General features: G+C 72.3%; 16 protein-coding genes. 6 read left to right on the forward strand and 10 right to left on the reverse strand.

All coding sequences use genetic code 11. The annotated features are described in order from the left end of the window. Nucleotides 1-676: 676 nt before the first annotated feature. The 4 genes from EV567_RS17130 to EV567_RS17145 all read left to right on the forward strand — a co-directional run bounded on the left by EV567_RS17130 (nucleotide 677) and on the right by EV567_RS17145 (nucleotide 5,218). Nucleotides 677-1,687 (forward strand): polyprenyl synthetase family protein, encoded by a 1,011-nt coding sequence (locus EV567_RS17130; protein ID WP_130440944.1) that lies wholly within the window; start codon nucleotides 677-679, stop codon nucleotides 1,685-1,687. A gap of 298 nt (nucleotides 1,688-1,985) precedes the next feature. Beyond that, on the forward strand, nucleotides 1,986-3,248 hold the full coding sequence (locus tag EV567_RS17135; protein WP_130440946.1) for a sigma-E factor regulatory protein RseB domain-containing protein: 1,263 nt from the start codon (nucleotides 1,986-1,988) through the stop codon (nucleotides 3,246-3,248). Nucleotides 3,249-3,336: 88 nt separating this feature from the next. Beyond that, a complete protein-coding gene (locus EV567_RS17140) occupies nucleotides 3,337-4,329 on the forward strand; it encodes an ABC transporter ATP-binding protein (protein ID WP_242620865.1) in 993 nt (330 codons plus the stop codon). Further along, nucleotides 4,316-5,218, forward strand: a complete 903-nt coding sequence (locus EV567_RS17145) for an ABC transporter permease (RefSeq protein WP_130440948.1) — start codon at nucleotides 4,316-4,318, stop codon at nucleotides 5,216-5,218. The genes EV567_RS17140 and EV567_RS17145 overlap by 14 nt, the downstream gene beginning before the upstream one ends. Before the next feature lie 11 nt (nucleotides 5,219-5,229). On the opposite strand, the gene EV567_RS17150 is transcribed toward EV567_RS17145, so the two are convergent. Together EV567_RS17150 and EV567_RS17155 are read right to left on the reverse strand one after the other, a co-directional pair. Beyond that, nucleotides 5,230-5,814, reverse strand: a complete 585-nt coding sequence (locus EV567_RS17150; RefSeq protein WP_130440950.1) for a flavodoxin family protein — start codon at nucleotides 5,812-5,814, stop codon at nucleotides 5,230-5,232. Between the two features lie 83 nt (nucleotides 5,815-5,897). Beyond that, the gene (locus EV567_RS17155; RefSeq protein WP_242620866.1) at nucleotides 5,898-7,085 is read right to left on the reverse strand and encodes an amidase; all 1,188 of its coding nucleotides are present in this window, start codon (nucleotides 7,083-7,085) and stop codon (nucleotides 5,898-5,900) included. Between the two features lie 271 nt (nucleotides 7,086-7,356). Between EV567_RS17155 and EV567_RS17160 the strand changes: the two genes are divergently transcribed. Continuing rightward, on the forward strand, nucleotides 7,357-8,589 hold the full coding sequence (locus EV567_RS17160; RefSeq protein ID WP_130440954.1) for a tetratricopeptide repeat protein: 1,233 nt from the start codon (nucleotides 7,357-7,359) through the stop codon (nucleotides 8,587-8,589). A gap of 30 nt (nucleotides 8,590-8,619) precedes the next feature. On the opposite strand, the gene EV567_RS17165 is transcribed toward EV567_RS17160, so the two are convergent. From EV567_RS17165 to EV567_RS17180, 4 genes are all read right to left on the reverse strand, one after another. Next, nucleotides 8,620-9,588, reverse strand: a complete 969-nt coding sequence (locus EV567_RS17165) for a M28 family metallopeptidase (RefSeq protein WP_130440956.1) — start codon at nucleotides 9,586-9,588, stop codon at nucleotides 8,620-8,622. 146 nt (nucleotides 9,589-9,734) lie between these two features. Continuing rightward, nucleotides 9,735-10,211 (reverse strand): VOC family protein, encoded by a 477-nt coding sequence (locus EV567_RS17170; RefSeq protein ID WP_130440958.1) that lies wholly within the window; start codon nucleotides 10,209-10,211, stop codon nucleotides 9,735-9,737. Between the two features lie 433 nt (nucleotides 10,212-10,644). Then, nucleotides 10,645-11,727, reverse strand: coding sequence for an EamA family transporter RarD (gene rarD, locus EV567_RS17175; RefSeq protein ID WP_242620867.1), 1,083 nt, complete (start codon nucleotides 11,725-11,727; stop codon nucleotides 10,645-10,647). Nucleotides 11,728-11,872: 145 nt separating this feature from the next. Then, the gene (locus EV567_RS17180; RefSeq protein WP_130440960.1) at nucleotides 11,873-12,727 is read right to left on the reverse strand and encodes an SDR family oxidoreductase; all 855 of its coding nucleotides are present in this window, start codon (nucleotides 12,725-12,727) and stop codon (nucleotides 11,873-11,875) included. Between the two features lie 102 nt (nucleotides 12,728-12,829). Here EV567_RS17180 and EV567_RS17185 point away from each other — a divergent pair, with 102 nt between their 5' ends. After that, complete coding sequence (locus EV567_RS17185; protein WP_130440962.1) at nucleotides 12,830-13,240, forward strand: helix-turn-helix domain-containing protein; 411 nt, start codon at nucleotides 12,830-12,832, stop codon at nucleotides 13,238-13,240. Nucleotides 13,241-13,263: 23 nt separating this feature from the next. Here EV567_RS17185 and EV567_RS17190 read toward each other — a convergent pair whose 3' ends face one another. The 4 genes from EV567_RS17190 to EV567_RS17205 form a co-directional block, all read right to left on the reverse strand. Further along, nucleotides 13,264-14,367, reverse strand: a complete 1,104-nt coding sequence (locus EV567_RS17190; RefSeq protein ID WP_130440964.1) for a 2-oxoacid:ferredoxin oxidoreductase subunit beta — start codon at nucleotides 14,365-14,367, stop codon at nucleotides 13,264-13,266. Further along, nucleotides 14,360-16,288, reverse strand: coding sequence for a 2-oxoacid:acceptor oxidoreductase subunit alpha (locus EV567_RS17195; RefSeq protein ID WP_130440966.1), 1,929 nt, complete (start codon nucleotides 16,286-16,288; stop codon nucleotides 14,360-14,362). The genes EV567_RS17190 and EV567_RS17195 overlap by 8 nt, the downstream gene beginning before the upstream one ends. A gap of 172 nt (nucleotides 16,289-16,460) precedes the next feature. Then, on the reverse strand, nucleotides 16,461-17,120 hold the full coding sequence (locus EV567_RS17200; protein WP_278044761.1) for a response regulator transcription factor: 660 nt from the start codon (nucleotides 17,118-17,120) through the stop codon (nucleotides 16,461-16,463). Nucleotides 17,121-17,295: 175 nt separating this feature from the next. Continuing rightward, nucleotides 17,296-18,657, reverse strand: coding sequence for a sensor histidine kinase (locus EV567_RS17205; RefSeq protein ID WP_130440970.1), 1,362 nt, complete (start codon nucleotides 18,655-18,657; stop codon nucleotides 17,296-17,298). Nucleotides 18,658-18,741: the final 84 nt, after the last annotated feature.

Below are 18,741 nucleotides of genomic sequence, written 5' to 3' on the forward strand. Positions count from 1 at the left end.
TGCGTGACGTACCGCGGGCCGGCGTTCTGCCTGGGTCCCCCGCTCCTGCCGTGCGCGAGTGGTTCGTCGATGGGAGTCGCCGGACGGCGGCAGGATGAGGCGTCTGTCCGGCTGGCCGGGAACGTATGCGAGAGCACATGTCCGAAACAAGTGTCGGAATCACGGAAAACCCCTATTGACCTTGGTCTGGTGTTTATGGGGCGCTTGATCCTTTGCATTCGGCAAGCGTCAACTCGCGTGACGCGGTGGGGGATCCAGGGGCTCGCGGATTCCCGCGCCTCCGGCGGTGAAGTGAGCCAACTCACCCGCAATGACAAGACCGACTAAATCGGACATCAGGCTCCAAGTCGCTTTTAAAAGGGCGTGAGCGAAATCCGATGGAATTCACGGAGCGGAATGTCTGATTTGCTGCTCCGGTTCCGATTTATCGAGCGGGCGTCGTGAGATTCGGCACACCGGGGGATGTCGTCGGCCGGCGGGGTGGAGGGGAGGTTTCCGGGGTATCGGCGCTTCGCGAGCCGGACGCGGCACCTCCCGGTCGGGCGACGTGGGGCCGGGGGACGTGGGGGCTTATCGGTGATCGAAACATGACCGGATACGCTGACTTGAGTGATGTCGGCGACCTATCGACAAACCGTGTGAGCGCCAGCGGACACCAGCAGACAGGAGACCCCTCGTGACCGTCGTCGGGCCGTTTGGGCTGAGCGTGCGGGACCAGGCTCTGGAAGCCGATGTCCAGGCCGGATTGACGGCTGTCGAGGAAGGCCTGTTCGAGGCCACCAAGAGTGCGGTCCCCTTCATCACCGAGGCCGCGCAGCATCTGGTGAAGGCGGGCGGGAAGCGGTTCCGGCCGCTGCTGGTGATGCTGTCGGCGCAGTTCGGGGACCGGCACGCGCCGGGCATCGTGCCGTCCGCCGTGGTGGTCGAGCTGACCCACCTGGCCACGCTGTACCACGACGACGTGATGGACGAGGCCGAGGTGCGGCGCGGGGTGTCCAGCGCGAACACGCGGTGGGGCAACTCGGTCGCGGTGCTCACCGGCGACTTCCTCTTCGCCCGTGCCTCCCACATCCTTGCCGACCTCGGGCCCGAGGCGGTCCGGGTGCAGGCGGAGGCGTTCGAACGGCTGGTCACGGGCCAGATCCTGGAGACGGCCGGTCCGACGGACGGCCGGGACCCGGTCGAGCACTACCTCGACGTGCTGGGCGGCAAGACCGGCTCGCTGGTCGCTGTGGCGTGCCGCTTCGGCGCGATGATGTCCGGCGCCGACGAGACGGTCGTCGACGTGCTCACCCAGTACGGGGAGCGGCTCGGGGTCGCCTTCCAGCTCGCGGACGACGTCCTGGACATCGCCTCGGACTCGCACGAGTCGGGCAAGACGCCCGGGACGGACCTGCGGGAGGGCATCCCCACGCTGCCGGTGCTGCGGCTGCGGGAGCGCGCGGAGCGGCTGTCGCTGCCGGAGGACGTCGCGCTCTGCGAACTGCTCGACTCCGACCTCAGCGACGACGCGCGGCACGCGGAGGCGCTGGCCGCCCTCCGGGCCCACCCGGCGCTGGAGCAGGCCCGCGCGGACACCGTGCGGTACGCCGAGGAGGCGCGGGCCGCCCTGGCGCCGCTGCGGGAGTGCGAGGCGAAGCGGGCACTGCTGGAGCTGTGCGACGCGGTGGTGCACCGGGCGGGGTGACGCCCCGCCACTCGAGGGCGCGCGCCTTCACCCCTGAGCGCCCCCCCTGGGAACCCCTCCACCCCGTCAGGTCCCCCTCCGCCCCCTACGGGTCCCCCCATCCGCCCAACCCCCGTGTCATACCGCAGGCGTACACGTAGTTGCGCCCTCGGGTTGACGTATCGAGGCGGGTTGTTTGGTCATATGGAAACCACGGAAATCACCACCGCTCACCGATTCGGGTGAGAATGGCGGCTTGTGGTGGGGACCGTCGCACCCGAGATGACCAGCCGCCGCCGACGACGGAGGTAAGGCACACATGGCACCGTTCGCATCCGACGACCGCACGCACGCCGGGGAGGCCGACGACCTGCCCGTCGGACGACGCAAGGCCGTGCGGTACGTCGTCCCGGTCACCGTGGTGGGCGTCGCGGCGGCGACGATCGGGCTCGTCCCGGCGCTCGCCGACTCGGGCGACCCCGACCTGCCGAAGATCACCGCCCAGCAGCTCATCCAGAAGATCGCCGCCTCGGACGTCCAGCAGCTGTCCGGCACCGTGAAGATCACCACCGACCTCGGCCTGCCCGACCTGGGCGGACTGGAGAGCGGGCTGCTCTCCGGAGCCGCGGGCAAGAAGGGTGACGCGTCGTCTGCCGACCCGTCCGCCAAGCTCACCGAACTCGCCGCCGGCACGCACACCCTGCGGGTCGCCGCCGACGGGCCCGACCGGCAGAAGCTGTCGCTGCTGGAGAACGCCGCCGAGTACAGCGTCATCCACAACGGCAAGGACGTGTGGGGGTACGACAGTGCCTCCAACCAGGTCTACCACTCCACCTCCGAGGAGGGCCGCGACGGTCACGAGGCGGCTCCCGGCACGCCCGAGGACTTCGCCGACGAGGCCCTGAAGGCCGTCGACGACACCACCTCCGTGACCGTGGACGGCACCGTGCGGGTCGCCGGCCGGGACGCCTACAAGCTGCTGGTGAAGCCGAAGCAGTCCGGCTCGACCGTCGGCGCGATCAGCGTGGCCGTGGACGCGAAGACGGGGCTGCCGCTGAAGTTCACGCTCACCCCCGCCGCGGGCGGCGCCGCCGTCGTGGACGTCGGCTTCACCCAGGTGACGTTCGCCAGGCCCGCCGCCTCCACCTTCGACTTCACGCCGCCGAAGGGCGCGAAGGTCACCGAGGGCGACGAGGACGGCCCGGCCGGACTCGGGGACAAGGCTCCCGGCCAGCCGGGCAAGGCCCCGGGGCACGAGGGCGGGAGGCCCGGCCTGCCGGGCAAGGCTCCCGAGGAGGGACTCGGCCGGGACCTCGACGGCCTGAACGTCCTCGGCGAGGGCTGGACGTCGATCGCCACCTTCGACACCGGCGGCGAGGGCGTGCCCTCCGGCAAGTCCCCCGAGGCGGGCGCCTTCGGCGGCTTCCTGGACTCCTTCGGCGACAAGGTCACCGGAAAGTTCGGCTCCGGCACCGTCTTCTCCACCCGGCTGATCAACGCCCTCGTCACGGACGACGGCAAGGTCTACGTCGGGGCCGTCACCAAGGACGCCCTCGTCAAGGCGGCGGACGCCGGACGGTGAGAAGCCGGCGGTGGGTAGCCGTGCGGTGAGTGGCCGGCCGTGAGAACGGCCTGAGTACGCTGACGTGAACCGACGATCGGGGGAGCCGATGGACGAGGTCGCGGACGGCACGGCAGCGCAGGCGACGCCCGCGACCCTGGACGCAGCCGACGACGCCGTCATCCACACCCGCGGCCTCACCAAGCGCTACCGCGGCGGCCAGCTCGCCGTGGACGGTCTCGATCTGACCGTCCCGGCGGGCAGCGTCTTCGGCTTCCTCGGCCCGAACGGTTCCGGCAAGACCACCACGATCCGCATGCTGATGGGCCTGATCGAGCCCACCTCCGGCACGGCGCGGGTGTTCGGGCGGCCCATGCCGCGCGCCTCCCGCGCCGTCCTGCCGCACGTCGGGGCCCTCATCGAGGGCCCCGCCCTCTACGGCCACCTGTCCGGCCGGGACAACCTCCTGCGCTACGACTCCGCCGACCCGACCGCCGACCCCCGCACCCGGCGCGACCGGGTCGCCGAGGCCCTGGAGCGGGTGGGGCTGACCGCGGCCGCCGGCAAGAAGGCCAAGGCGTACTCGCTCGGCATGAAGCAGCGGCTGGGCCTGGCAGCCGCCCTGCTCCAGCCCCGCCGGCTGCTCGTCCTGGACGAGCCGACCAACGGGCTCGACCCGCAGGGCATGCGCGAGATCCGGGTCCTCGTCCGGGAACTCGCCGCCGACGGCACCACCGTCTTCCTCTCCTCACACCTCCTCGACGAGATCGAGCAGGTGTGCACGCACGCGGCCGTGATGGCCCGTGGACGCCTCCTCGTGCAGGGCCCGGTCGAGGACCTGGCGGCACGCGCGCGTGGGCGGCTCGTCGTCACCACCCCCGACCCGGCGGACGCGGCCCGGGTGCTGAAGGAACAAGGCGTCGGGGACGTCGTCGTCGCCGAGGACCGGGTCACGGGCGAGCCCGCGGAGCTCGAACCGGCCGACCTCAACGCCGCGTTGGTGAACGCGGGCGTCCGCGTCCGCGGCTTCGGCGTGGAACGCGCCTCCCTGGAGGACGCGTTCGTGGCACTCACGGGAGAGGGATTCGATGTCGCGGGCTGATCTCGCACCGGGCCGGAGCAGCGCGGTCGCCCGACCGACCCGTGCGCTGTGGACGTTCGGCCTCTTCCGCAGCGAGTTCGTCACCACCCTGCGCCGCTGGCGCACCCTCGCCCTGCTGGGCGTGCTGGCCGCGGTGCCGGTGCTCGTGGGCATCGCCGTGAAGATGGAGACCGGCGGCGGCTCCGGAGGGGGCGGCGGGGGAGGCGGTGGCGGTGAGGGGCCGGCGTTCGTCGCGCAGATCACCAACAACGGCCTGTTCCTGGTGTTCACGGCCCTGGCGGCGACGCTGCCCTTCTTCCTGCCGATGGCCGTCGGCGTCATCGCGGGCGACGCGATCGCCGGCGAGGCCAACGCGGGCACCCTGCGCTACCTCCTGGTCGCCCCCGCCGGCCGCACCCGCCTCCTTCTGGCCAAGTACGCGACCACCATGGCTTTCTGTCTGCTCGCCACCCTCGTCGTGGCCGTGTCGGCGCTCGCCGTCGGCACGCTGCTGTTCCCGCTCGGCGAGCTGACCACCATCTCCGGCACCCGCATCAGCTTCGCCGACGGCCTGTTCAGAGCCCTGCTGATCGCCCTCGCCGTCGCCGCGTCACTGCTCGGGGTGGCGGCGCTCGGGCTGTTCGTGTCCACGCTCACCAACAGCGGCATCGCCGCGATGGCGACGACCGTCGGGCTGCTGATCACCGTCCAGATCCTCGACCAGATCCCGCAGCTGCACGCCGTCCACCCGTACCTGTTCTCCCACTACTGGCTGTCCTTCGCCGACCTGATGCGCGACCCGGTCTACTGGGAGGAACTGCGCAAGAACCTCGGGCTCCAGGCCGTGTACGCGGCGGTCTTCGGCACGGCGGCCTGGGCGCGCTTCACGACGAAGGACATCACGACGTAGCGCCGTCGCCGTCAGTTCTCGTACGGGAAGCGCGCGAGCGGCGCCTCCCGCGCGAAGAACGTCTTCGCGCGCGCCAGCGCCTCCGTGTCCCCGAGGACGTCCCCGGGCTTGCTGCCGTTGCCGAACAGCACCCCGCCGAAGCGCATCCCCAGGTACGCGGCCGAGTTCTGCAGAGCGCCGACCAGCGGATCGGCGACGACCGTCTCCTCGTGGGCGAGCGCGGACACCCCCCACAGGGTGCGCCCGGCGAGGGTCGCCTTGAAGTCGACTCCGGGGGTGCGCAGCCAGCCCGACCAGTGGTCGAGATAGCGCTTGGTCTGGGCGGAGAGCGTGTACCAGTACAGCGGCGAGGCGATCACGAGGTCCGTCGCCGCGAGTGTGGCGTCGAGCAGCAGGGCGGCGCTGCCCTCGGTGGGGCGGACGTGATCGCTGTCGTGGCGCAGGTCCTCGAAGTCGGGCAGCGGATGCTCGACGAGGCTGATCCACGTCTGTTCGACGTCGGCGGGCAGTTGTTCGGCGGCCCGGCGGGCGAGCAGTTCGGTGTTGCCCTCGTCGCGGGCGCTGCCCAGCACGAACAGGAAACGGCGCGTGCTCATGAGTGTCCCCAGGTGGTCGTCGTGGAAGAGGGCGCACGGCAGGCACGCCCGACTAGCTGCACATGCATCATATGTGCATGCAACTATCTGCGCCAGGGGACTTCTTCTTCCGCCGCTCTTGCCAGGGCGAGCAGGGACGCCTCCCGCCCGTGCGCCGCCACCGCCTGGAGGCCCACCGGGCAGCCGTCCTCGCCGAGGCCCGCCGGGATGCTGATCGCGGGGTGGCCGCTGAGGTTGAAGGCCCAGGTCAGCGCCGTCGAATAGCGGTCCCCGGGGCCTTCGTGGCCGTGCGGGGGATCAGGGGTGGCGGGGGTCAGCAGGAGGTCGGCGTGGTCGAAGAGGCGGGCCAGCCGCCGGTCGTTGACGCTCCGGGCGGGCGCGACGGCGTCCGGGTCGCCGGTTCCGCGCAGGGCGAGCCAGGCGGGCGCGGGATCGTCCAGCCGCAGCGGCGTCCCCGGCAGCAGCCGTAGGGCGCCGGCGGCGTCGAGGCGTTCAACGGCGCCCCGTGCGACAGCCGCCACCCCCGGGTGGGTGTCGGCGAAGCCGAGATCGGGTGAGTAGACGGCGTTGAGGGGCCTGCCGGGAGAGGGTGCGTGGACGTCGGCGTCCCGGTCGCCCGGACGGCCGGGCGACCGGCTCATCACCCTCCACCAGGCCTCCGCGTCCGCCGCGTGGCGGGCGAGCACCCCCGGTGCGGCCAGGCCGGTCCGGTCGGCGGAAGGGAGGCGTCCGTTCGTGGGCTTCAGGCCGACGATCCCGCACCAGGCCGCCGGGATCCGCACCGAGCCGGCCCCGTCGCCGCCCGTCGCCAGCGGCACCAGGCCGGCCGCGACCGCCGCGGCGGAACCGGCCGAGGAGCCGCCCGGCGTCCGGTCGGCGCGCCACGGGTTGACGGTACGGCCGTGCGCCCCGAGGCCCCACGTCCGCCAGGGCGTTCCGGGCCCGGGCACGGCGGTCGCCCCCACCGGCACGCACCCCGCGTCGACCAGCGCCCGCGCCGAGCGCGTCCCGTGCCGCCCCTTCACCCCGACCGGCACCCCGGCCAGCGGCAGCGGCTCGCCCCCGGCGACCCGCGCGTCGACCTCCCGCGCCCGGGCGAGCGCCGCCTCCTCCCACACTTCGAGGAACGCCCCCAGCGACGGGTCGACCAGCCGGATGCGTTCCAGCGCCCCGGCCAGCACGTCGACGGCCCGCGCCCGCCCGTCCCGTACGGCGGCGGCGATCTCCACGGCGGAGGCCGCGTCGAGGGCGGTCGCGGGCCCTGCGGTCAACCCGGCGACCGGTGGGATCACGGGCCGCCCGCCCGGGACCGCGCCCACCTCCTCCCCAGAACGTCTGTTCCCCTCCCCGGGACTTCCCCTCATCTCCCCGCCCCCTTTCCGCGCCCGCCGCCCCGCCGGAGTCCCTTGCAACGATGCTGTGACGTCGCGGTGACGTGGGGACCGTGGGCGAGCGGAGAGACTCGACGGTACGTGTACGCGTGCGTGCACGGGTTATGAGCACGACGTACGTGCACGGGTGACGAGTCCGAGTGAGGAAACGATGTCTCGACTCAGCCGCGAGAAGAAGCGGGATCAGGAACACGCCGGTCGGCCGGCCGGCGCGGCGGCACCGCTCGACGTGCACGTCCCCGTGGGCGGCCCGGCGACGATCGGCGGCGTCCCCGTCGTGCCGGGAGACGGCGAGGAACCGCAGCAGGCGGTACTGCGTCACCTCCACCGCATCGCCCTCGCCGGCGGGCGTCCCGTCGCCGCCACGGTCCACGACGAGCGCATCGGCTACGTCGTTCCGCTGCGCGTCGAGCCGAACGGCTCCAGCCACTTCACCGGGCAGCCCCTGCGGGTCGCCCCGCCCGCCGGCGAGTCGCCGACGGCCACGCCTTACGGGACGGCGCCGGTGCCCGCGCAGTCCCGCGCCCCCAGGGGCGTCCCGGAGCAGCGGGACGCGGCCCCGCCCGTTCCGGGCGCGGTCACCGCCCCGACCGGCGCCTTCGGGCCGCCCCCGGAGATGGAAGCGCAGCGCCGGACACCCGCCCCGGGACCGGTCGCGCGCCCCCGAGAGCTCCCCGAAGAGCACGCCCCGGCGGAACCGTCCGGCCGGGTCCCCGCTCCGGCGCCGGCCGCCGACGCGTCGGCCTTCCGGCTCCCCCCGGAGCCCGCCCGCCCCCGGCCGCTCATCCCGGAGTCCGACCCCGAGGCCGACCCGGACCCCGGCCCCAAGCCGGCGCCCGCCCGCGGCTTCGACGCCGTGGCCGAAGCCGTCCTGGGGGAGGACCCCCGCACCCTTCCGGGCGCGGGCGGCGCCCCCGCCCTCCTCGGGGAGTCGATGGCGCAGATCAACGAGGCGGTGCGGGCGGGCCGGACGGACGCGGCCGCTGCGCTCGCCGAGCGGACCGTGACCGAGGCCTCCGCGACCCTGGGGCCGGAGCACCCCGAGGTGCTGCGACTCCGTGAACTCACGGCGTACATCGCCTACTTGGCAGGCGATCCGCTCCGCTCCTTCCACGTCTCCCTCGACCTGGCCCGGATCCACCGCCGCAGCCGGGACGCGGAGGCCGCGTACGGCAACGTCCAGAGTGCGGCGACGGCCTGGCGTGCCGTGCGCGACCCCTTCCAGGGCCTCCACCTCGGGAGCGAACTCCTCACGCTGTGGTCGGAGTTGACGACCGAGGAGGGACCGGCGGCCGGCGACGTCGAGGAGCTGGAGTCGGCTCGCGCCCGGATGCTCCGCCTGTCCGAGCGGGCCCGCAAGGCGGGCGCCGCTCAGCCCGGCTGAGCCGGACCGCCCCGGCGAGGGCGGTTCGGCCTACGCCGACAGCGTCCACACCGCGTACGCCAACGCGTCCGCGTTGCGGTTCAGCGCCGTGTCGTTGACGTTGGCGGTGGTGTCGCAGGAGGAGTGGTAGCAGCGGTCGAACGCCTGGCCCGCCGTGCCGCCCCACTTGGTCGCCTGTGCCGTCGTCTTGGCGCGGCTGGCCCCGCTGAAGAGGCCGCCGACCGGGACGCCCGCGCTCTTGAAGGGCGCGTGGTCGGAGCGGCCGTCGCCCTCGGTCTCGATCTCGGTCGGGACGCCGATGCCGGTGAAGTAGTCCTTGAAGGTCTTCTCGATGGCCGGGTCGTCGTCGTAGACGAAGTACCCGGGGTTCGGCGAGCCGATCATGTCGAAGTTGAGGTAGCCGCTGATCTTCGCGCGGTTCGCCGCGGACAGGCTGTTGACGTAGTACCGCGAGCCGACCAGTCCCAGCTCCTCCGCGCCCCACCAGGCGAACCGCAGGTGCTTGGTGGGGTGGTAGCCGGTGCGGGCGACGGTCAGCGCGGCTTCCAGGACGGCCGCCGAGCCGGTGCCGTTGTCGTTGATGCCGGCGCCGGAGGTGACGCTGTCGAGGTGCGAGCCGGCCATCACGACCTTGCCCGTGTCTCCGCCGGGCCAGTCGGCGATCAGGTTGTAGCCGGTGCGGCCGGAGGAGGTGAACTGCTGGACGGTCGTGGTGAATCCGGCGGCGTCCAGCTTGGCCTTCACGTAGTCGAGCGAGGCCTTGTAACCGGCGCGCCCGTGGGCGCGGTTGCCGCCGTTGGCGGTGGCGATGGACTGGAGCTGGGTGAGGTGCGCCTTGACGTCTGCCACCGGGATGTCGGGCGCGGCGGCGAGGGCGGCGGAACCGTGGGTGACGGCTTCGGGGGCGGGCGCCGCACCGGCTATGGATCCGGTGGCGACGAGCGTGACGGCGGCGACGACGGCGGCCGCCGACGCCCGCCCGGAAACGGAGAGCTTCATGTGGGGGGCTCCGAATTCCAGAGGGGTCCCCGCGACAGGTCGCGGAGAACCCCCGGTGAATGGGGTGCCTGGATGGTGAAGCTCTGGCCAACTGTCCGTCAAGAGCGCCTGAGGAAAAGGGAGTCAAGTCCGGTAGGGCGCGCCCCTCACTGCACGCAGAACTCGTTCCCCTCCGGGTCCGCCATCACGACCCACTGGCCGGACGGCTCCTTCACCTCCCGCAGCACACTCGCCCCCAGCGCGGTCAGCCGCTCGACCTCCGCGTCCCGCCGCTCCGGACCGGCGTGCACGTCGAGGTGGAGCCTGTTCTTGGCCGTCTTCGCCTCCGGCACCCGCTGGAACAGCAGCCGCCGGCCCAGCCCCGTCCCGCTGTCCGCGTCGAACGGGTCCTGCGGATGCCGTACGGCGACCAGGTCCCTGAAGGCGAGCCTCCCGTGGAACTCCACCGTCGCCTCGCCAGGCAGCGCGCCGGCCGCCAGCAGCCGTTCGATGAACGCGCCGTTGTCCTCTGCGGTGTAGTGCAGCGCGGCGGCCCAGAAGTCGGCCTGGGCCTGCGGGTCGGCGCAGTCGATGACGAGCTTGAAGTGCAGGGGGGCGGGGGCGGCCTCGTGTGTCTCGCTCATGTGACCACTTATAGGCCCTACAGCTTCGCCCCGGGCGAGCTCTGTCCCAAATCGCACCCCACGACGGCCCGGGCGCGCTCGCCCGCCGGAGATGCCGCACGAGCCCGCCGACCTCGTGGCTCGGGCCGCCCGGAGCCGGCTCCCGGAGGGGCTGGAACCGGTCGTCTCCACGACGAAGCCGCCCGGACGAGCGACGCGCTCTTTCTCCTGGCCGCACGAACGGCCGCCCGCTCCAACCGCGGCACGTGGACGTCCTCGACCGAGCCGCAGGCGAGCCGCCGGCTCACGCCCGACGACACGCGCGTCCGGGCCCCGGGCGCCACCGGAACCGCGCTGCTCTCCACGGTCGCCCGCGACGCGATCGACCCCTTCACCGACCCCCACGCCGACCGTACGCGCGCACCGGGCACGCAAGGACCCCTGAGGGGCCGGGTCACGCCTGTGCGTCGAGGGGGTCGGGCACGGGCGCGTCCTGAGCCGCCAGTTCGGGAGCCGCCATGTCGGGCGTCGCCCCCTCGGCCCGGGCGGCCGGGGCCGCCGCCGTCACGCCGGCCGGCCTGGCCTCGGCGAGCGGCGCCGCGGTGACGTCCCCGGCGCCCGCCGAGGAGCGCGCGATCCTCGCCCGCGCCCGCCGCGCCGTCCTGAGCGCGTCCCACGTCAGCAGCGCCAGCGCCAGCCAGACCAGCGCGAAGCCCGCCCAGCGCTCGGGCGGCATGGCCTCGTGGAAGTACACGATGCCGAGCAGGAACTGGAAGACCGGCGCGAGGTACTGCAGCAGACCCAGCGTGGACAGCGGCACCCTGATCGCCGCCGCGCCGAAGCAGACCAGCGGCAGGGCGGTCACGATGCCGGTGGCGGCGAGCAGGGCGGAATGGCCGAGGCCCTCGTCGGCGAAGGTGGAGCCGCCGTCGGCGGACAGCCACAGCAGGTAGCCGAGCGCGGGCAGGAACTGGATCGCGGTCTCGGCGGCCAGCGACTCCACCCCGCCGAGGTTGACCTTCTTCTTCACCAGCCCGTAGACGGCGAAGGAGAACGCGAGGCACAGCGAGATCCACGGCGGACGGCCGTAGCCCACGGTCAGCACCACCACGGCCGCGGCTCCCACGCCGACCGCGGCCCACTGCGCCGGTCGCAACCGCTCCTTCAGCAGCAGCACGCCCATGGCGATGGTGACCAGCGGGTTGATGAAGTACCCGAGGGACGCCTCGACCACGTGCCCGCTGTTCACGGACCAGATGTAGACGCCCCAGTTCACGGTGATCACGGCCGCGGCGATCGCGACGAGCCCGAGCCGCCGGGGCTGGCGCAGCAGTTCGCCCGCCCAGGCCCAGCGCCGCACGACGGCCAGCGCGACGACGACGAAGGCGAGGGACCACACCATGCGGTGGGCGAGGATCTCCACTGCGCCGGCCGGTTTGAGCAGCGGCCAGAAGAGCGGGACCAGGCCCCACATCCCGTAGGCGGCGAAGCCGTTCAGCAGGCCTATCCGGCCCTCACCCTTCGACGTCCCGGCCACCGGGCCCTCCTCTCACCTCGGGCGCGCAGCCGTGCGGCCGTGCGTGGACGAAGGTAACGCCGAGCCCCCCTGGCTGTCATGTCCGTATCGCCATACGGTCATGACAGCCAGGGGGGCCGGTCCGTCCAGGGTCTGCGCGGGCTGCTCAGCCCTTGAGCGCGGCCGTGATCGCCTCCGACAGGGGCGTGGTCGGGCGGCCCGCCAACCGGGACAGGTCGCCGGAGGAGACGACCAGCTCACCCTTCGCGATCGAGGTGTCCACGCCCGCGAGGATCTCGGCGAACGGCCCGGGCAGCCCGGCGCCGGTCAGGATGCCGACGAGAGCCTCCGCCGGGACGTCCTTGTAGACGATCTCCTTGCCGGTCTGCCGGCTCAGCTCGGCCGCGTACTCGGCGAAGCTCCACGCCTCGTCGCCGCCCAGCTCGTAGGTCTTGCCCTCGTGGCCCTCGCCGGTCAGGACGGCGACCGCGGCGGCCGCGTAGTCGGCGCGGGCGGCGGAGGAGACCCGGCCCTCGCCTGCGGCCGCGACGACCGCGCTGTGCTCCAGCACCGGGGCGAGCTGCTCGGTGTAGTTCTCGTGGTACCAGCCGTTGCGCAGCAGCGCGTACGGCACGCCGGAGGCGGCCAGCGCCTTCTCGGTGGCGCGGTGGTCGTCGGCAAGGGCGGCGGTGAGGGTGCCCGGCGCGCTGGTGTAGGCGAGCAGCGCCACACCGGCCGCCTTCGCGGCGTCGATGACGACCTGGTGCTGCTGCGGGCGGCCCTTGTCGAACTCGTTGCCCGAGATCAGCAGCACCTTGTCCCCGGCGGCGAACACGCCGTCGAAGGTCTCGGGCGTGTTGTAGTCGGCGATCGCGAGCTTCACCCCGCGCGCCGCGAGGTCGGCGGCCTTGGCCTCGCTGCGTACGACGGCGGTGATCTGTTCCGCCGGGACCTTCTCCAGCAGCTGCTCCACGACGTGACGGCCGAGCTGTCCGGTGGCGCCGGTGACGACGATGCTCATGGTGAGTACTCCCAGAGGTGAGGGGCGGAGAAGCGAACTGCCACTAACCCTAGGTCGTGCGCTAACTGTTGGAAAGTACCCACTTTGAAGTAAGGTACTGGCATGGCAGTAAGTGAAGTGAGCGGAGCGGGTGGCAGCCGGTACGACCACGGCGCGGAGCTGTGCCCCTACCGCCTCGTCCTGGAGCACGTCACCAGCCGCTGGGGCGTCCTGGTGCTGATGGAGCTGCTGGAGCGCCCGTACCGCTTCAGCGAACTGCGCCGCGCGATCGGCCGGGTCAGCGAGAAGATGCTCACCCAGACCCTGCAGACCCTGGAGCGCGACGGCCTCGTCCACCGTGACGCCAAGCCGGTGATCCCGCCGCGCGTCGACTACTCGCTCACCGCGATGGGGCGCGAGGCCGCCGCGCAGGTCAAGGCGCTGGCGACCTGGACCACCGAGCGCATGGCCGACGTGGAGCAGGCCCGCCGCGCCTACGACGAGGCCCGGGAGGAACGCTCCCGGGCCTCGTGAAACAGTCGCTCTCGCAGCGAACCTCAGCCGACGACCGTCCAGGTGTCCCCGCCGGCCAGCAGCGCCGCCAGATCGCCCTTGCCGTGCTGGTCGATCGCCGCGTCCAGCTGGTCCGCCATCTGCGTGTCGTACACCGGCCGCTCCACCGCGCGGAACACGCCGATCGGCGTCTGGTGCAGGGTGTCCGGGTCGGCCAGCCGTGACAGGGCGAAGGCGTTGGTGGGGGACGCCGCGTGCGCGTCGTGGACCAGGACGTCGGACTCGTTCTCCTCCGTCACGGTCACCACCTTCAGATCGCCGGTCGCCGCGTCCCGCACGACGCCCTTGCCGAGGTCGCCGCCGAAGCGGATCGGCCGCCCGTGCTCCAGCCGGATCACCGTCTCCTCGGCCGACTGCTTGTCCTTGAGCGCCTCGAACGCGCCGTCGTTGAAGATGTTGCAGTTCTGGTAGATCTCGATCAGCGCCGTGCCCGGGTGGGCGGCGGCCTGGCGCAGCACCTCCGTCAGGTGCCTGCGGTCGGAGTCGACGGTCCGGGCCACGAACGACGCCTCGGCCCCGAGGGCCAGCGACACCGGGTTGAACGGCGCGTCCAGCGAGCCCATCGGCGTCGACTTGGTGATCTTGCCGACCTCGGAGGTGGGCGAGTACTGGCCCTTGGTGAGCCCGTAGATCCGGTTGTTGAACAGCAGGATCTTCAGGTTGACGTTGCGCCGCAGGGCGTGGATGAGGTGGTTGCCGCCGATGGACAGCGCGTCCCCGTCGCCCGTCACCACCCACACGCTCAGGTCCTGCCGGGAGGCGGCGAGCCCCGTCGCGATGGCCGGCGCACGGCCGTGGATGGAGTGCATGCCGTAGGTGTTCATGTAGTACGGGAACCGGGAGGAGCAGCCGATGCCCGACACGAAGACGATGTTCTCCCTGGCCAGCCCCAGCTCCGGCATGAAGCCCTGGACGGCCGCCAGGATCGCGTAGTCACCGCAGCCCGGGCACCAGCGCACTTCCTGGTCCGACTTGAAGTCCTTCATGGACTGCCGGGCCTCGGCCTTGGGGACGAGCGAGAGCGCCTCGACGCCGCCGCCCGTGCGTGCGGCGGCGCGCCCCGTGGAGGAATCGGTCGTCTCAGCCATCGATGGCCTCCTTCAGTGCCGCGGCGAGCTGCTCCGCCTTGAACGGCATGCCGTTGACCTGGGTGTACGAATGCGCGTCGACGAGGTACTTCGCCCGGATCAGGGTGGCGAGCTGACCGAGGTTCATCTCGGGGATCACGACCTTGTCGTACGCCCCCAACACGGCGCCGAGGTTGCCCGGGAAGGGGTTCAGATGCCGCAGATGAACCTGCGCGACCGCTTCCCCGGCCGCCCTCAGCCGCCGTACCGCCGCCGTGATCGGCCCGTACGTCGAGCCCCAGCCCAGCACCAGGGTGCGCGCGCCGTGCGGGTCGTCGACCTCGACGTCGGGCACGTCGATTCCGTCGATCTTCGCCTGCCGGGTGCGGACCATCAGATCGTGGTTGGCCGGGGCGTAGGAGATGTTCCCCGTCCCGTCCTCCTTCTCGATGCCGCCGATGCGGTGCTCCAGACCCGGCGTCCCCGGCACCGCCCACGGCCGGGCGAGGGTCTGCGGGTCCCGCTTGTACGGCCAGAAGACGTCCGTGCCGTCCGCCAGGGTGTGGTTCGGGCCCTGCGCGAACTGCACGCTCAGGTCGGGCAGCTCCTCCAGCTCCGGGATGCGCCAGGGCTCGGAGCCGTTGGCGAGGTAGCCGTCGGACAGCAGCATCACCGGCGTGCGGTACATCAGGGCGATGCGGGCGGCCTCCAGAGCGGCGTCGAAGCAGTCGGCCGGCGTGCTCGGGGCCACGATCGGGACCGGCGCCTCGCCGTTGCGCCCGAACATCGCCTGGAGCAGATCGGCCTGCTCCGTCTTGGTCGGCAGCCCGGTGGACGGGCCGCCCCGCTGGATGTCGACGATCAGCAGCGGCAGCTCCAGCGACACGGCCAGGCCGATGGTCTCGCTCTTGAGCGCCACACCCGGACCGGAGGTGGTCGTCACCGCCAGCGAACCGCCGAAGGCCGCGCCCAGCGCCGCCCCGATGCCGGCGATCTCGTCCTCGGCCTGGAAGGTCCGCACGCCGAAGTTCTTGTGCCGGCTCAGCTCGTGCAGGATGTCCGAGGCCGGGGTGATCGGGTACGAGCCGAGGAACAGCGGCAGATCGGCCTGGCGGGAGGCGGCGATCAGCCCGTACGCCAGCGCCAGGTTCCCCGAGATGTTGCGGTACGTGCCCACCGGGAACGCCCTGGCCGCCGGAGCCACCTCGTAGCTGACGGCGAAGTCCTCGGTCGTCTCCCCGAAGTTCCAGCCGGCGCGGAACGCGGCGATGTTGGCCGCCGCGATGTCGGGCTTCTTCGCGAACTTCGACCTCAGGAACCGCTCGGTCCCCTCCGTCGGCCGGTGGTACATCCACGACAGGAGGCCGAGCGCGAACATGTTCTTGCTGCGCTCGGCCTCCTTACGGGTGAGGTCGAAGTCCTTGAGAGCCTCGACGGTCAGAGTGGTCAGCGGGACCGGGTGGAGCTGGTAACCGTCGAGGGAGCCGTCCTCCAGCGGCGAAGCCGCGTACCCCACCTTCTGCATCGCCCGCTTGGTGAACTCGTCCGTGTTGACGATGATCTCCGCGCCCCTCGGCACATCGCCGATGTTGGCTCTCAGCGCGGCCGGGTTCATGGCGACCAGCACGTTGGGCGCGTCACCCGGGGTGAGGATGTCGTGGTCGGCGAAGTGCAGCTGGAACGAGGACACGCCAGGAAGGGTGCCTGCGGGCGCGCGGATCTCGGCGGGGAAGTTCGGCAGCGTCGACAGGTCGTTGCCGAACGACGCCGTCTCCGAGGTGAAGCGGTCGCCGGTGAGCTGCATGCCGTCACCGGAGTCGCCCGCGAACCTGATGATCACCCGGTCGAGACGGCGGACGTCCTTCGTCCCGTCCGGTTTGCGCTGCTCTCCCACCACGGATCCGTCGGTGTGCTCCGCTGGGCTGCTGACCTGACTGGTCACTGACTGGACCTCCCTCGAGGGTGGCTGTCCCGGGACGGGCCTTCCCAAAGGCCCTCCCTGGATCAACCCTACGTCGGCAGGGGTCGCCTCCCTCGGCCTTTCACATGACGGACATCGCCGTGAGACGGCCGGGCGCCCCGAATTGCCATGATTTCCCGAGTTCTCCCGAGTGTCACGAATTGAGATAGGTGAGCACGGCGAGTACGCGCCGATGGTCCCCGTCGCTGGGCGACAGCCCCAGCTTCAGGAAGATGTTGCTGACGTGCTTCTCCACCGCGCCGTCGCTGACCACCAGCCGCCGGGCCACCGCCGAGTTCGTCCGCCCCTCGGCCATCAGCCCCAGCACCTCCCGCTCCCGCGGGGTGAGCACGGCCAGCACGTCCTGCTTCCGGCTGCGTCCGAGCAGCTGGGCGACCACCTCGGGGTCGAGCGCCGTGCCCCCCTCGGCCACCCGCACCACCGCGTCCACGAACTCCCGCACCTCGGCCACCCGGTCCTTGAGCAGATAGCCGACACCATGGCTGGATCCGGCCAACAGTTCGGTGGCGTACCTCTCCTCCACGTACTGCGACAGCACCAGCACCCCGAGCCCCGGATGGGCCTTCCTCAGCCGTACGGCGGCCCGCACCCCCTCGTCGGTGTGCGTCGGCGGCATCCGCACGTCCGCCACCACCACGTCGGGCAGCGCACCCTCCGCGTCCAGCTCGGTGATGGTCTTCACCAGCGCCTCGCCGTCCCCGACCCCCGCGACGACCTCGTGCCCGCGGTCGGTCAGCAGCCGCGTCAGCCCCTCCCGCAACAGCACGGAGTCCTCGGCGATGACCACCCGCACCCTGTCCACCACGATCCCGGCCCCCCAGCACACGTCCGCGTCCCACCCGTCTGGTTGAACGCGTCCAGCATTCCAGCAAACGGTCGCTGCGTGCGCGGACGGCGAGAGGTTGTTGAGCGGTTTCGGCCGTGCGGGTGAGCCGGCTGCCCGCGAGGCCGTGCGGGTTGCCCGCGGGCTACGCCCGCCAGGGCAACTCCGCGGTGATCCGGGTGGGCCCGCCCGCGGGCGAATCCACCACCAGGACGCCGTCCACCGCGTCCAGCCGTCCCGCCAACCCCGCGAGCCCGGACCCGCCGGCGGCGTCCGCCCCGCCCACCCCGTCATCGGCGACCTGCAACATCAACCGCTCCTCCACCCGCCACACGTCCACCGACGCCGCCCTTGCCCCACTGTGCTTGGCGACGTTCTGCAGCAGCTCCGACACCGTGAAGTACGCGATCCCCTCGATCGCCGCCGCGGGCCGCGCGTCCAGATCCACCTCCACCCGCACCGGCACCGTGCACCGCGAGGCCACCGCCGACAGCGCCGCGTCCAGCCCCCGGTCCGTCAGCACCGCCGGATGGATCCCGCGCGCCAGGTCCCGCAGCTCCCGCAGCGCCGTCTTCACCTCGCCGTGCGCCTCGTCCACCATCCGCGCCGCAGCCCGCGGATCCTCCCCCAGCTTCTCCTTCGCCAGCCCCAGATCCATCGCCAGCGCCACCAGCCGCGCCTGCGCCCCGTCGTGCAGATCCCGCTCGATGCGCCGCAGATCGGCGGCGGCGGTGTCCACCACGACCCCCCGGTCGGACTCCAGCTCCACCACCCGCGAGACCAGCCGCGACCGCCCCAGCAGCCCGCGCACCATCACCCGGTCCACCGTGGTCAGGGCCCGCACGATCCACGGCGTGGCCAGCGTGAACAACAGCCCCACCAGCGCCGTCACCGTGATCTCGAACGGGTTGTCGAGATAGATCCGGTGCTGCTCGTCGCCGTACAGCTGGAGCCCGCCCTGCCCGCCGTACAGCGGGAAGACCCAGAACCACAGCGGGTACGTCAGCAGCGCCCAGCCGTACGTCCAGAAGGCCACCGACACGGAGAAGGAGAACACCGCCCAGGGCAGGTGCACCACCGAGTAGAGCGCGTGCCGCCAGGAGACGCCGCTCTTCAGCACGGCGCCCGTCCAGGCCATCGCGCCCCGCCCGCGAGGCCGCAGCGGCTCGGGCGCCGCAACCTCCAGGCCGAGCAGCGCACGCGCCCGCGCCCGCTCCAGCGTCCCGAACCCCCGGCACCCGGCCAGCCCCGCAGCCAGCACCGGAACACCGAGGAACGTCACCAGCAGGCCCGCGCCCAGCGACAGCGTCACCACCGCGTACGTGAACAGGACGATGCTGATCGGCAGGCTCAGCAGGACGAAGGCGAACTCCCGCCAGAGCCGCGCCTCCACCGGCGCCCGCAGCACCGACGGCACCCGACGCCACCGCCCCCCGGACCCGAACCCCGAGTCCCCGTACGCCTCGTGGTTCCCGTACGCCCCGTACTCCCCGAACTGTGTGGCCATCGGCGTCGTCCGTCCTTCTCTTCCCGTCCGCGGGTCTCGTCCACCGCCTCCACCCTCCCGGGCGGCGACGCCGTCGGCCATGGA

Source organism: Streptomyces sp. BK239, from assembly GCF_004217285.1.
In the GTDB taxonomy this organism is placed as follows: domain Bacteria; phylum Actinomycetota; class Actinomycetes; order Streptomycetales; family Streptomycetaceae; genus Streptomyces.